The 13,681-nt window shown below is 40.4% G+C and carries 13 protein-coding genes; 11 read left to right on the top strand and 2 right to left on the bottom strand.

The window, feature by feature from the left end:
* The first annotated feature begins 222 nt into the window (after positions 1 to 222).
* From AMD01_RS21850 to eno, 9 genes are all read left to right on the top strand, one after another.
* Positions 223 to 1,095 (top strand): hypothetical protein, encoded by an 873-nt coding sequence (locus tag AMD01_RS21850; protein ID WP_053403570.1) that lies wholly within the window; start codon positions 223 to 225, stop codon positions 1,093 to 1,095.
* A gap of 285 nt (positions 1,096 to 1,380) precedes the next feature.
* Positions 1,381 to 2,679 (top strand): RNA polymerase factor sigma-54, encoded by a 1,299-nt coding sequence (gene rpoN, locus AMD01_RS21845; protein ID WP_053403569.1) that lies wholly within the window; start codon positions 1,381 to 1,383, stop codon positions 2,677 to 2,679.
* Positions 2,680 to 2,693: 14 nt separating this feature from the next.
* Positions 2,694 to 2,930, top strand: a complete 237-nt coding sequence (locus AMD01_RS21840) for a glutaredoxin family protein (protein WP_053403568.1) — start codon at positions 2,694 to 2,696, stop codon at positions 2,928 to 2,930.
* Between the two features lie 146 nt (positions 2,931 to 3,076).
* Positions 3,077 to 4,114, top strand: coding sequence for a sugar-binding transcriptional regulator (locus AMD01_RS21835; protein WP_053403567.1), 1,038 nt, complete (start codon positions 3,077 to 3,079; stop codon positions 4,112 to 4,114).
* 31 nt (positions 4,115 to 4,145) lie between these two features.
* The gene (gene gap, locus AMD01_RS21830; RefSeq protein WP_053403566.1) at positions 4,146 to 5,153 is read left to right on the top strand and encodes a type I glyceraldehyde-3-phosphate dehydrogenase; all 1,008 of its coding nucleotides are present in this window, start codon (positions 4,146 to 4,148) and stop codon (positions 5,151 to 5,153) included.
* 278 nt (positions 5,154 to 5,431) lie between these two features.
* Positions 5,432 to 6,616 carry a phosphoglycerate kinase gene (locus AMD01_RS21825; RefSeq protein WP_053403565.1) on the top strand — a complete coding sequence of 395 codons (1,185 nt, stop codon included), beginning with the start codon at positions 5,432 to 5,434 and terminating at the stop codon, positions 6,614 to 6,616.
* Positions 6,617 to 6,898: 282 nt separating this feature from the next.
* Positions 6,899 to 7,660 carry a triose-phosphate isomerase gene (tpiA, locus tag AMD01_RS21820; RefSeq protein ID WP_053403564.1) on the top strand — a complete coding sequence of 254 codons (762 nt, stop codon included), beginning with the start codon at positions 6,899 to 6,901 and terminating at the stop codon, positions 7,658 to 7,660.
* A complete protein-coding gene (gene gpmI, locus AMD01_RS21815) occupies positions 7,653 to 9,182 on the top strand; it encodes a 2,3-bisphosphoglycerate-independent phosphoglycerate mutase (protein WP_053403563.1) in 1,530 nt (509 codons plus the stop codon). Before tpiA ends, gpmI begins: the two co-directional genes overlap by 8 nt.
* Positions 9,183 to 9,210: 28 nt before the next feature.
* Positions 9,211 to 10,503 carry a phosphopyruvate hydratase gene (gene eno, locus AMD01_RS21810; RefSeq protein ID WP_053403562.1) on the top strand — a complete coding sequence of 431 codons (1,293 nt, stop codon included), beginning with the start codon at positions 9,211 to 9,213 and terminating at the stop codon, positions 10,501 to 10,503.
* 89 nt (positions 10,504 to 10,592) lie between these two features.
* Here eno and AMD01_RS21805 read toward each other — a convergent pair whose 3' ends face one another.
* Both AMD01_RS21805 and AMD01_RS21800 read right to left on the bottom strand, forming a co-directional pair.
* Positions 10,593 to 11,756, bottom strand: coding sequence for an iron-containing alcohol dehydrogenase (locus AMD01_RS21805; RefSeq protein ID WP_053403561.1), 1,164 nt, complete (start codon positions 11,754 to 11,756; stop codon positions 10,593 to 10,595).
* A 12-nt stretch (positions 11,757 to 11,768) separates the two neighbouring features.
* On the bottom strand, positions 11,769 to 12,143 hold the full coding sequence (locus tag AMD01_RS21800) for a MerR family transcriptional regulator (RefSeq protein WP_053403560.1): 375 nt from the start codon (positions 12,141 to 12,143) through the stop codon (positions 11,769 to 11,771).
* A 232-nt stretch (positions 12,144 to 12,375) separates the two neighbouring features.
* On the opposite strand from AMD01_RS21800, the gene secG reads away from it, so the two are divergent.
* Complete coding sequence (gene secG, locus AMD01_RS21795) at positions 12,376 to 12,609, top strand: preprotein translocase subunit SecG (protein WP_053403829.1); 234 nt, start codon at positions 12,376 to 12,378, stop codon at positions 12,607 to 12,609.
* Between the two features lie 314 nt (positions 12,610 to 12,923).
* On the top strand, positions 12,924 to 13,667 hold the full coding sequence (locus AMD01_RS21790) for an alpha/beta hydrolase (protein ID WP_281176912.1): 744 nt from the start codon (positions 12,924 to 12,926) through the stop codon (positions 13,665 to 13,667).
* Positions 13,668 to 13,681: the final 14 nt, after the last annotated feature.

Here is a 13,681-nt window from a genome sequence, read left to right as displayed (position 1 = left end):
TTATTCCTTAATTTTGAAAAACACTGTAAAAAACATGAAAATAAACGATAACTAGAAGAGAGAGAGCAATAAGAAAAAAGTACCTTTTTTCAAAAAAAAGCTCGAGCTTCCCTGTACAGCTAGCGAGAGAGACGCAAATAAGACTTTAGAATCTCTTGCTTAATTCCCTGCTATGATTTACAACAGTTATAGAAGGAAAAGAACAACTTAGGAGGAAAAATAATGAAATCTGTAAGCAAAATGCTCATGCTCAGTGCTGCACTCGCTTTCGTTCTTTCCGCTTGTGGAACGACTAATGAGGGATCAGACAAAACGACAACTTCGGATAAAAAAGAAGAAAGCGTAGTGAAGAATGATTCAACGGATACAAAAAAGACGGAAGAAAAGTCTGAAACAACAGATGCAACATCTGATACAGAAGCAAGTACGGAGGGAAAAGACTCAGCAGATGATTCGACTGCTAAGGATAGCGCTACTTCTTCAAAAACAGATGACTCTACTTCTACAAAGACAGACGACTCTTCTGCATCATCAACAGATGAGGTAGAAAAAGAGGATGGTTCGACGACGTCTACAGAAGACAACGCAACAGAAGAAAAAGAGGATCAAGCAACATCTAGCGATACGACTGTTCGTGTGCCAGAGAAGAAATTAACGGTTGAAGAAAATGGACAAGCTGTACAAAAAGATGCGATGTTGAAAGAAAGCACAAATCAACCGTATTCACTATACGTTCTTGAAAACTACGATTTGCTAGAGGAAGAGCCAGGAAAAGATAGCATTGCTAATATTAAAGACTCTCATTCTTTCATGCGTGTAGAGGTACTGCCAAGCGATGTTACACTTGAGCAAGCTGAAGCGAATATGAAAGAAAGCGCAGAAGCAATTAGTTCCGAAGCGAAAAAGATTACGGATGATGCCCAAAAGCCAGCATTCAAAGACGCAACATGGTACGAAGCATCAACGGGAGAAGACAACGTGAAAATGATCCTTATTCAGGGGAAAAGCCCGTTATTATTAAGCATCTACACATCTTCTGCAAATGATGAACTACCGGCATATTTAGAAATGGCTAAAACCATTCAAATCAAATAAGAAAAAGCAGTCCTCCAACGTGAGGGCTGCTTTTTTATGTAAAAAGTCCAGCCTGCCGAGGCTGGACAAAAATCAATAGTAGATACGACGCTTGTTCGTATGGTGCAAGTATAACAAATCCATTTAAAATGAAAAGTGAAAATTTTTGGTAGTCAGCTTCCTTTACAAGAATGTTTTCGAATGTAACGTTTTATAGTAAAATATAAGTATTAATGTAAGCGTTTTAATATAGATGTGCTGAAAAAGGTTACATTCCACGTTGTGGCATCAGAGGGGGAGAGACACATGGAAGTAGGTTTATTTCAAACCCAATCATTGCGTGTGGTGATGAGCAAGGAGCTTTCACAGGCTATATCACTGCTTCAATATTCATATACAGAGATCCTAACGTTTCTACAAGAACAAGCAATGCAAAATCCGCTAATGGATTTTCAAGAGCTTGGTTCGACGTTTTTAAAAAGTGATCGTGATTCGACGAAATCGTCCATCGAATTTGATCAATTAAGAGATGACTATGAATCGTTACAGGAGCATTTAATTTCTCAGCTTCATTTTCTTCCTGTTTCCTCTGAAGAGGAGCTTATTATTACATATCTTATTTATAGTTTAAATGAGTACGGATATCTCGATGAGGAGATTGAGTATGTCAGTGAAGTTCTAGGAAAGGAACGAGAACTGGTCAAAAGCAGTCTTAAAATCCTTCAGCAACTAGAGCCTAGTGGAGTTGGAGCGCGGAGTTTATCTGAGTGTTTGTGGATTCAACTAAAGAGAAAGCATCAGGAAACGCCGCTCGCGCTTCAGTTGCTTAAAGACCACTTTGAGGCGTTTGCGCTAAAAAAATGGGAAAAGCTTAGTCGAGAACTGCACGTGACTACCAAAGATATTCAAGGCGTTAACGACCAAATTATTCATTTGAATCCGCGACCTGGACTGCAATATTCAAATGAACGTCATCGTTATATCACACCGGACTTTATCGTAAAAAAAGTAGCCGATCGCTATGATGTTCAAATGAACGCCGAAACAGATTTTACGATTCGCTTAAATCAACAGTATATGAACGTATTAGCTGAAAGCAGAAGTACGGAAGCGAAGGCTTATTTAGAAGACAAGCAGCGGGAATTGCAGTGGATTATGAAAAGCTTACATACAAGAAAGAGAACGTTGCAGCTTATTATGGAGGGGCTCTTAGTAGAGCAGGAGGCGTTCTTCTCGAATGGAATGGCTTATATGAAACCACTGACAATGAAGCAGCTTGCTGACAAGATAGGTGTCCACGAATCAACTATTAGTAGAGCGATCCGTAATAAATACGTCGAAACATCGTTTGGAACTCATGAAATGAATGTTTTTTTCAATAGTCGAGTATCAGACGAGGGAAGATCATCCTCGTCAGCGCAGATAAAAGAGGCCATTCAAGCACTTATTACGAATGAAAATAGACAAAAGCCGTTATCAGATCAACAGCTTACGAAATTGCTGAAGGAAGCATATAACATGTCGGTTTCTCGAAGAACGGTAGCAAAGTACCGAGATGAACTTCATATTTTACCGTCTTCACAGCGAAAAGTGTATGTTTGTTAGAGGGGGATGAAAAGGTGGAAGTAGTCGTCTATACAAAAGAAACATGCTCGCTATGCGAGAAAGCGATTGATTTATTAGAAGAATTGAAAAAAGAATATCGGTTCACTTATACATTGGTTGATATCTACCAAGATGACGCTCTTTTAGAGAAGTATCAAATCATGATTCCAGTGGTGGAAATAAACGGAGAAGAGGTAGATTTTGGGATAATTAGCGCTGAAAAAATAAGAAAGCGTTTACTTTTAAAATAACGTGATGTATTAGTTGAATAACGTCTTCACTCCTGTTAAAATAAGTCTCGTAACAGGGTGAATTTTTTTTGCAGTAGGTGGGACATAATATGTCTATACGGGACAAAAAATGTCCAACTCTATTTGTACCTTAAGGGGAATTGTTAATGTATTCGCTTTTAAACATTCAACAAAAATTAGTGCCTGAGCTTCTATCGGTCATGCAGAAGCGATATCAAATTTTGCAGTACATACGGTTCATGCAACCAATCGGAAGAAGAAACTTGGCTAGCAGTTTGGAAGTAACCGAACGTGTGCTAAGAAGCGAAGTAACTTTTCTGAATGAGCAAAATTTAATTGATATTAAAACATCTGGTATGACGCTAACGACAGAAGGCGAAATGCTCCTTTCACAATTAGAAGATATTATGAAAGAAGTTTCAGGACAGCGTTTATTGGAAACAACAATACAGAAAGCACTTGGTATTTCTCGTGTCATTGTGGTCTCTGGTGATAGTGATCAGTCACCTTGGGTCAAAAAAGAAATGGGAAGAGCATGTGCCGGATGTATAAAAGAGCGTCTCATTGGCAAAAAAAATATCGTTGCTGTTACAGGTGGAACAACGCTCGCTTCTGTAGCGGAGATGATGATTCCAGACCGAAAAGATCGTGATACGCTGTTTGTCCCCGCACGCGGTGGACTAGGAGAGCATGTAGAAAATCAAGCAAACACGATTTGTGCGAAAATGGCTGACAAGTTCTCATCGAACTATCGCCTGCTACATATTCCAGATCAGCTAAGCGACGAGGCATATCGCTCAATTATAACTGAACCTTCTATTCGGGAGACGATTCGCATGATTAAATCAGCCGACATGGTTGTGCATGGAATTGGGGACGCAATGACAATGGCAGCACGCCGTCAAACGTCTGATTCAGATTTAACTAAAATTGAGGAAGGTCACGCGGTAGGCGAGGCATTTGGTTATTATTTTGACCAAGAAGGCAATATTGTTCACAAAGTAAAAACAGTTGGCATACAACTAGACGATTTACAGAATAATAAGTGTGTTATTGCCGTAGCCGGTGGATCATCAAAAGCAAAAGCGATCCGAGCGTTTATGAAACAAGCACATGATTCGATATTAATTACCGATGAAGGTGCCGCAAAACAGTTAGTAGGGGATATTATCCCTGATATATAAAAATTACTCACTTTTCAAGGAGGAAATTATCATGGCAGTAAAAATTGGTATTAATGGTTTTGGCCGTATCGGTCGTAACGTATTCCGTGCAGCATTAAAAAATCCTAACGTGGACGTAGTAGCGGTTAATGACTTAACAGATGCTAACATGTTAGCTCATCTTTTAAAATATGATTCTGTTCACGGCAAATTAGATGCTGAGGTTTCTGTAGACGGAAACAATCTAATCGTTGATGGAAAAACAATTCAAGTATCTGCTGAGCGCGACCCAGCTAAATTAGCTTGGGCTGACCGTGGAGTAGAAGTAGTAGTAGAATCTACTGGTTTCTTCACTAAACGTGCAGACGCTGCAAAACACTTAGAAGCTGGTGCTAAAAAAGTTATCATCTCTGCTCCTGCAACTGATGAAGACATCACAATCGTTATGGGTGTAAACCATGATAAATACGATGCAGCAAGCCACGATGTAATTTCTAACGCTTCTTGTACTACAAACTGCTTAGCGCCATTTGCTAAAGTATTAAACGATAAATTCGGTATCAAACGTGGTATGATGACAACTGTTCACTCTTACACAAACGACCAACAAATCTTAGACTTACCTCATAAAGATTACCGTCGTGCTCGTGCAGCAGCTGAAAACATCATCCCAACAACTACTGGTGCTGCTAAAGCAGTATCTCTAGTATTACCTGAACTAAAAGGTAAATTAAACGGTGGAGCTATGCGTGTTCCAACTCCAAACGTTTCTCTAGTAGACTTAGTTGCTGAACTAGACAAAAACGTAACAGTTGAAGAAGTAAACGCAGCTCTTAAAGAAGCAGCTGAAGGTGATCTTAAAGGAATCCTTGGTTACAGCGAAGAGCCACTAGTATCTGGTGACTACAACGGTAACGCTAACTCTTCTACTATCGATGCATTATCTACAATGGTAATGGAAGATAGCATGGTTAAAGTTATCTCTTGGTATGACAACGAAAGTGGTTACTCTAACCGCGTTGTTGACCTAGTTGACTACATCGCTTCTAAAGGACTTTAATTCTTAACAGAGAAGCATACATCTAAGAGCACATCGTGCCACAACAAGAATATGCTTCGTGATAAAAGACAGTTCGGCACCGTTGTTTAGCAGCGGTGTCGAAGAATGTCGGTTATCATTGGATTTGATGAACGAGAACCTTTATAATGGAACGTGATTAGGGGGAGTGGGGCTTATACCCCTACTTTCCCTTGTTTTATTTAGACGATTGTTTACAGGAGCACCACTTCATAAACAAAGTCTGCCAATACATTGAACATAAGGGAGGCCTTTTGACGATGAACAAGAAAACAGTTCGTGACATCGATTTAAAAGGAAAGCGAGTATTCTGCCGCGTTGACTTCAACGTGCCAATGAAAGATGGGAAAGTAACAGATGATACTCGTATCCGTGCTGCTTTACCTACTATCAACTATTTAGTAGAACAAGGAGCAAAAGTTATTTTAGCTAGCCATCTTGGTCGTCCGAAAGGTCAAGTAGTGGAAGAGCTACGCTTAAATGCAGTAGCTGAACGCTTACAACAACATCTAGGAAAAGACGTAGCAAAAGCAGACGAAGCTTTTGGTGAAAACGTACAAAAACAAATCGCTGACATGAACGAAGGCGACGTTTTAGTACTTGAAAACGTACGCTTCTACCCTGGTGAAGAGAAAAACGATGCAGAATTAGCAAAATCATTTGCTGAACTAGCAGATGTATATGTAAATGATGCATTCGGTGCTGCTCACCGTGCGCATGCTTCTACTGAAGGGATTGCACATCACCTTCCAGCAGTAGCGGGTATCTTAATGGAAAAAGAGCTTGACGTACTTGGAAAAGCTTTATCAAATCCAGAGCGCCCATTCACAGCAATCATTGGTGGAGCGAAAGTAAAAGACAAAATCGGTGTAATCGATCATTTATTAGATAAAGTCGATAACCTAATCATCGGTGGCGGACTTGCTTATACGTTCATCAAAGCTCGTGGTTATGAAGTAGGTAAATCTCTTCTTGAAGAAGATAAAATTGACCTTGCAAAATCATTCATGGAGAAAGCAAAAGCAAACAACGTAAACTTCTACATGCCGGTAGATGTTGTTGTTGGTGACGATTTCTCAAACGATGCAAATACACAAATCGTACCGATCGAAAACATTCCAAGTGATTGGGAAGGTTTAGATGCAGGTCCTAAAACGCGTGAAATTTATGCAGACGTAATCAAAAACTCTAAGCTTGTAATCTGGAATGGACCGATGGGTGTATTCGAACTTGATACATTCGCAAACGGTACAAAAGCAGTAGCAGAAGCTTTAGCAGAATCAACTGATACATATTCTGTTATCGGTGGTGGAGACTCTGCAGCGGCAGCTGAGAAATTCAAATTAGCTGACAAAATGAACCATATTTCTACAGGTGGCGGTGCTTCCCTAGAATTTATGGAAGGTAAAGAATTACCAGGCGTTGTAGCTCTAAACGACAAGTAAGAAGTGCATTATAACCCGAATGCTTAATTCTCTAAAAGAGCGGAGAGAGGTCATGGTGTTATTACCATCAAATGCTTGAGCCAACCGGTTTTCCGGGAAGTATCGTGATGAATAAAAAAGCCATGACCCACACTCTCTTTTAACCAGATGTAATATGCCGATTACGAAGGGGAGAAGTTGGGTAGGAAGGTGATAAAAGACGAGCCAATACAGGAAACTGTAGTCTTTTAACATGCAAAACAGAGCAAGTCTTGACTATCAAACTGAAAAAGGATGATAACTATGCGTAAGCCAATTATTGCAGGTAACTGGAAAATGAACAAAGTTCTTTCAGAAGCGACAAGCTTCGTGGAAGAAGTAAAAGGATCTGTACCTGGATCTGAAAAAGTAGATGCAGTAGTATGTGCGCCTGCGCTATTTTTAGACCGCTTAGTAGAAGCAACTAAAGGAACTGACCTTAAAGTCGGTGCTCAAAACATGCACTTTGAACAAAGTGGTGCATTCACAGGGGAAGTTAGCCCTGTAGCATTACAAGATCTAGGCGTACAATACGTAATCCTTGGTCATTCAGAGCGTCGTGAAATGTTCGCTGAAACGGACGAAACGGTTAACAAAAAAACGTTAGCAGCTTTCGCTCACAACCTGGTACCAATCGTGTGCTGTGGTGAAACAGACGAGCAGTATGAAAACAACGAAACAAAAACAGTTGTAGCTCAACAAGTAAAAGAAGCTTTCAAAGGCTTAACTGACGAGCAAGCAAAACAAACGGTTATCGCTTATGAGCCAATCTGGGCAATCGGTACAGGCAAATCTTCTACATCTGCAGATGCAAACGAAGTTTGTGGATATATCCGTAGCGTAGTGGCTGAGCAATTCTCACAAGATGTTGCTGATGCAGTACGTATCCAATACGGTGGTAGTGTAAAACCAGCTAACATTAAAGAATATCTTTCTCAACCTGACATCGATGGTGCTTTAGTAGGTGGCGCAAGTCTTGAAGCGCAATCTTTCCTACAACTTTTGGAGGCAGGTAACAATGAGTAATAAACCAGTTGCTTTAATCATCTTAGATGGTTTTGGACTTCGTGGCGAAGAGCATGGTAATGCGGTCGCTCAAGCGAAAAAACCAAACTTTGATCGCTTGTGGAATGAATATCCACATGCAACGTTAACAGCATCAGGCGAAGCAGTTGGACTTCCTGAGGGACAAATGGGTAACTCAGAAGTTGGACATTTGAATATCGGTGCAGGCCGCATCGTATATCAAAGCTTAACACGTGTGAATGTAGCAATCCGTGAGGGCGAGTTCTTTGAAAACGAAACGTTCCTAAACGCGGTTAACCACGTAAAAGAAAAAGGTACAAACCTTCATGTGTTTGGTCTACTTTCTGATGGTGGTGTGCATAGTCACATTGAACACTTATATGCATTACTTCGTCTTGCGAAAAAAGAAGGCGTGAAACAAGTATACATTCACGGTTTCCTTGATGGTCGCGATGTAGCACCTCAATCAGCAGAGAAGTATTTAAACGAATTGAACGAAAAAATCAAAGAATACGGTATTGGTAAATTAGCGACGCTTTCAGGTCGTTACTACTCAATGGACCGTGACAAGCGTTGGGAACGCGTTGAGAAAGCTTACCGAGCTATGGTATATGGCGAAGGTCCAGCTTACGAAAACGAGTACGAACTTGTAGAAGACTCTTACAAAAATGGCATCTATGACGAATTCGTTTTACCTTCTGTGATCCAAGAGGATGGTAAACCAGTGGCCACTATTCAAGATGACGATGCGGTAATTTTCTACAACTTCCGTCCAGACCGCGCGATTCAAATTTCAAACACGTTCACGAACGAAGATTTCCGTTCATTTGATCGTGGAGAAAAACACCCAAAAAACCTTCACTTCGTGTGCTTTACGCACTTTAGTGAAACAGTAGACGGGTACGTTGCGTTCAAACCAGTTGGAATGGATAACACATTGGGTGAAGTGCTATCACAAAACAACTTAAGACAGCTTCGTATCGCTGAAACTGAAAAGTATCCTCACGTAACGTTCTTTATGAGCGGTGGTCGTGAAGCAGAATTCCCAGGAGAAACACGTATTCTAATTGATTCTCCGAAGGTAGCAACGTATGACTTACAACCAGAAATGAGTGCTTACGAAGTAACGGACGCGTTACTAGAGCAAATCGCTGGTGACAAGCAAGATGCTATTCTGTTGAACTTTGCAAACCCTGATATGGTTGGACACTCAGGCATGCTTGAGCCAACAATCAAGGCAATTGAAACGGTAGACGAATGTCTTGGAAAAGTTGTTGATGCAATTACAGAAAAAGGCGGCACAGTGATTATCACGGCTGACCATGGTAATGCAGACATCATTACAACAGACGAAGGCAATCCGCATACAGCTCACACAACGAATCCGGTTCCTGTAATCGTAACGAAAAAAGGAATTGAGCTTCGTGATGGTGGAATCCTAGGTGACTTAGCACCAACAATGCTGACACTACTAGGCGTAGAACAACCAAAAGAAATGACAGGCAAAACGTTAATCAAATAAATTTTCTAGATGAAAAGGAGAATGTAACATGTCAATTATCGTTGATATTTATGGTCGTGAAGTATTAGATTCTCGTGGTAACCCAACTGTAGAGGTAGAAGTATACACTGAGTCAGGCGCAATGGGTCGCGCATTAGTTCCAAGTGGTGCTTCAACTGGTGAATACGAAGCAGTTGAATTACGTGATGGTGACAAAGATCGTTACCTTGGTAAAGGTGTTTTAAAAGCAGTTGAAAACGTAAACGAAAAAATCGCTCCAGCAATCATCGGTTACGATGTATTCGATCAAGTTGCAATTGACAAAGCGTTAATTGAACTTGACGGAACTGAAAACAAAGGTGAATTAGGTGCTAACGCAATCCTTGGTGTTTCTATGGCAGTAGCTCGTGCAGCAGCTGACTACTATGACATGCCTTTATACCAATATCTTGGTGGCGTAAATGCTAAAACTCTTCCAGTACCAATGATGAACATCATCAACGGTGGAGCTCATGCTGATAACAACGTTGACATTCAAGAATTCATGGTAATGCCTGTTGGTGCAGCTAACTTCAAAGAAGCTCTACGTATGGGCGCTGAAATCTTCCACAGCTTAAAATCTGTACTTAAAGGTAAAGGTTACAATACAGCTGTAGGTGACGAAGGTGGTTTCGCTCCAAACCTTGGTTCTAATGAAGAAGCTCTTCAAACAATCATTGAAGCAATCGAAAAAGCTGGTTACAAACCAGGTGAAGAAGTTATGCTTGCAATGGACGTTGCATCTTCTGAAATCTACAACAAAGAAGACGGTAAATACCATCTTGCTGGTGAAGGCAAATCTCTTACTTCTGAAGAAATGGTTGCTTTCTACGAAGATCTTGTTGCTAAATACCCAATCATCTCTATTGAAGATGGTTTAGACGAAAACGACTGGGATGGCCACAAATTACTAACTGAACGTATTGGTAACAAAGTTCAATTAGTTGGTGACGATCTATTCGTAACAAACACTAAAAAATTAGCTGAAGGTATTGAAAAAGGAATCTCTAACTCAATCCTTATCAAAGTTAACCAAATCGGTACATTAACTGAAACATTTGATGCAATCGAAATGGCAAAACGCGCTGGTTACACTGCAGTTATCTCTCACCGTTCTGGTGAAACTGAAGACAGCACAATTGCTGACATCGCAGTTGCATTAAACGCTGGTCAAATCAAAACTGGTGCTCCTTCACGTACTGACCGTGTTGCGAAATACAACCAATTACTTCGTATCGAAGACCAACTTGGTGAAGTTTCTAAATACGATGGTCTTAAATCTTTCTACAACTTAAAAAAATAAGTTGTCTGACTGAATAGAAAAAAGCTGTCCCTCTGGGGCAGCTTTTTTTGTTTATAAAAAACCAGGCACAGCTAGCACCTGGTTTTTCATTACATGCTCATTTTTAAAATTTCACGCACGTCGTCTTTGTTTAAGATTTTATAAGAGCCGACTTGATCCTTCATGAATGATTTTTCAACAAGCTCATCTAGGCGTGAATCGTCAATGTCGTAATCAGCTAAGCGGTTCGGGGCACCGAGAGAATTCCAGAAGCTACGAAGTGCATCTGCTCCTTCGTGCGCCACCTCTAAGTCTGTTTTGCCTTCTGCTGATACGCCAAGAACATTTACAGCGAGCATTTTCATACGCGTTGGATCAAACTCTGCGCAATATTTCATCCAGTTAGGGAATACGATTGCTAATCCACCACCGTGAGGGATGTCATAAAGAGCTGATAGCGCATGCTCAATTTGATGTGAACCCCAGTCACCGCCGTCTGTTCCGTTAGAGAATGTATCATTAAAAGCAGTTGTCCCGGCATACATAATCGTTTCACGTAAAGAGAAGTTCTCTAAATCATTCACGAGTTCTTTTCCTGCGTTCATAACGGTTTTTAAGAATGATTCCATGAACCCATCAATCATTGGCGTATTATCAATACGATGGAAGTACTGCTCTAAAGCATGAGACATCATATCGACAACTCCGTAAATGGTTTGATCAAGAGGCACTGAGAATGTATAAGTCGGATCTAGAATGGAGAAGGTTGGATAGACAAGTGGGCTTCCCCAACCGCGCTTTTCGTTTTCCTCCCAGTTGCTAATGACTGAAATACTGTTCATTTCGGATCCTGTTGCAGCGAGTGTTAGTACCGTCCCAAACGGTAGGGCAGAAGTAGCCGTTGCTTTGCGTGTAATGATATCCCACACGTTACCTTCATAAGTAGCACCGATTGAAATGGCTTTCGTGCAGTCAATTACGCTTCCTCCACCCATAGCAAGAATAAGATCAATCTTCTCTGTTTTGCAAATCTCAATGCCTTTATGAACAGTCGTCAAACGAGGGTTTGGCTCAACCCCTGTTAGTTCAAAGATTTCAGCGTTCACTTGTTTTAACTGATTGATAACAGCATCATAAACACCGTTTCGTTTGATACTACCGCCACCGTACACGAGCAGTACGCGTTTATTTTCACCTACTTCATTTGAAAGCTGTGTGATTTGGTCTTTTCCAAACCATAGTCGAGTAGGGTTATGTTGTAAAAATGGAATCATGTTGGTCATCTCCTATATACGTTGTTTTTTGGCATTTTCTTTTAAAATTCCGACGTGATCTTCTAGGTTTTGCTTAATGGTGGAAAGCAAAGCAATTTGCTCGTTTACATCGGAAAGCTTTTGCTCGTACATATCAATAATAGAGGAACAGGGCTCTTCGTATAAAAGAGGCTTGTCTTCCAGACACTTTAAAATAATGGCTACCTGCTCAAGATTAAGCCCTAAGCTTAAATAAAGCTGGATCTGTTTTACACGCTCGACCATTGACTCATCGAAATCACGATAGCCATTTTTAAGACGGGTTGATACGAGTAGATGCTGCTGTTCATAATGTCGTAGTGACCGCTCGCTAACCCCTGTTTTTTCAGCTAGGACACCAATTCTCATGCGTTTTCCTCTCCTTACAATTGATACGTTCACAAAAACATCTCTCTTAGTATAAACATTAACACTAACGTCAATGTCAAGGATTCCGTTTCCTTTACATAGGGAAGGGAAATCAGACACAATTTTTTGTTAATTTTATGTATATTAAATGAAGTTATCTTGTACATGCCATCCTTTTATGGTACATTTAAAACAATTGGTAAGGTGCGTACTCAGGAGGTGTAGACACATGCTGCATACAGTTTTAGTAACATTATTAGTGATCGTTTCAATTGCCCTTATTGTAGTTGTATTATTACAAACAGGTAAAAGTACGGGGCTTTCAGGTGCCATTTCTGGTGGAGCAGAGCAGTTATTCGGTAAACAAAAAGCACGCGGGATTGATCTTGTGCTACATCGCGTAACAATTGTTCTGGCGGTTTTATTTTTCGGGCTAGCAATCGCAGTTACTTACTTTAAATTGTAAGACGAGCTCACCTTTTGGGCTGGTCTTTTTTTATTGGTTGGATGCAGGGGAGTAAGAAGGGGAAAGTCGTTAAATTCCTCTTCATGAATTTGTCACTTTATTTTTATTCGTTACGGGCAAATGATATAATAACCCAATAGGATTGTGCATTAAACAAACGTTTGATTGAAGTCGGGCAACGCCTTGATATTTCTAGACGGAAGACAATTTAAACAAACGTTTATTTAGATAGGAATGACTCAGTTCATTAATGCATGAATGATGCATATCATCATAAAATACACATAGCTAAAAGTAAGAAAGGAAGTACAAAAATCATGAAATTAGTTGCACCGAAACCTTTTACTTTTAAGGGTGGAGATCGAGCGGTTTTATTACTACATGGATTTACAGGAAATTCTGCTGATGTTCGCATGCTAGGAAGATTTTTAGAAACGAAAGGCTATACGTGTCATGCCCCAATCTACAGCGGCCATGGCGTATCACCAGAAGAGTTGGTTCATACGGGTCCAAAAGATTGGTGGAAGGATGTACAAGATGCCTATCAATCACTGCGTGACGAAGGCTATGAAGATATCGCAGCTGTGGGTCTTTCGCTAGGTGGCGTATTTTCATTGAAATTGGGTTACACTGTACCTATAAAGGGTATTGTGACCATGTGTGCGCCTATGTACATTAAGAGCGAAGAAGTGATGTATGAAGGTGTTTTGGAATACGCTAGAGAATATAAAAAGCGTGAAGGAAAAACTTCTGAACAAATTGAAGAGGAAATGAAGAAGTTTGAAGAAACACCAATGACGACGCTAAAAGAGCTACAAAACCTTATTGGCGATGTGCGTGATTCTGTGGACATGATTTATGCTCCGACGTTTGTGGTACAAGCCCGCAACGATCACATGATTAATACGGACAGTGCGAATATTATTTATAACGGTGTTGAGTCACCGGTCAAAAACATCAAGTGGTATGAGGAATCTGGTCATGCCATCACGTTTGGTAAAGAACGTGATCAGCTCCATGAAGATGTATATCAATTTTTAGAGAGTTTAGATTGGTAACAGCGAATGAATGT

The organism is Priestia koreensis, from assembly GCF_001274935.1.
GTDB lineage: Bacteria > Bacillota > Bacilli > Bacillales > Bacillaceae_H > Bacillus_AG > Bacillus_AG koreensis.
Note: the sequence above shows the minus strand (reverse complement) of the source record. Positions and strands in the feature narration are given on the sequence as shown.

Coding starts and splice junctions, on each gene's coding strand:
- gpmI (WP_053403563.1), top strand. CDS start 7,653: ATGAGTAATAAACCAGTTGCTTTAATCATCTTAGATGGTTTTGGACTT.
- AMD01_RS21825 (WP_053403565.1), top strand. CDS start 5,432: ATGAACAAGAAAACAGTTCGTGACATCGATTTAAAAGGAAAGCGAGTA.
- AMD01_RS21850 (WP_053403570.1), top strand. CDS start 223: ATGAAATCTGTAAGCAAAATGCTCATGCTCAGTGCTGCACTCGCTTTC.
- AMD01_RS21805 (WP_053403561.1), bottom strand. CDS start 11,756: ATGATTCCATTTTTACAACATAACCCTACTCGACTATGGTTTGGAAAA.
- rpoN (WP_053403569.1), top strand. CDS start 1,381: ATGGAAGTAGGTTTATTTCAAACCCAATCATTGCGTGTGGTGATGAGC.
- gap (WP_053403566.1), top strand. CDS start 4,146: ATGGCAGTAAAAATTGGTATTAATGGTTTTGGCCGTATCGGTCGTAAC.
- AMD01_RS21800 (WP_053403560.1), bottom strand. CDS start 12,143: ATGAGAATTGGTGTCCTAGCTGAAAAAACAGGGGTTAGCGAGCGGTCA.
- AMD01_RS21835 (WP_053403567.1), top strand. CDS start 3,077: ATGTATTCGCTTTTAAACATTCAACAAAAATTAGTGCCTGAGCTTCTA.
- eno (WP_053403562.1), top strand. CDS start 9,211: ATGTCAATTATCGTTGATATTTATGGTCGTGAAGTATTAGATTCTCGT.
- tpiA (WP_053403564.1), top strand. CDS start 6,899: ATGCGTAAGCCAATTATTGCAGGTAACTGGAAAATGAACAAAGTTCTT.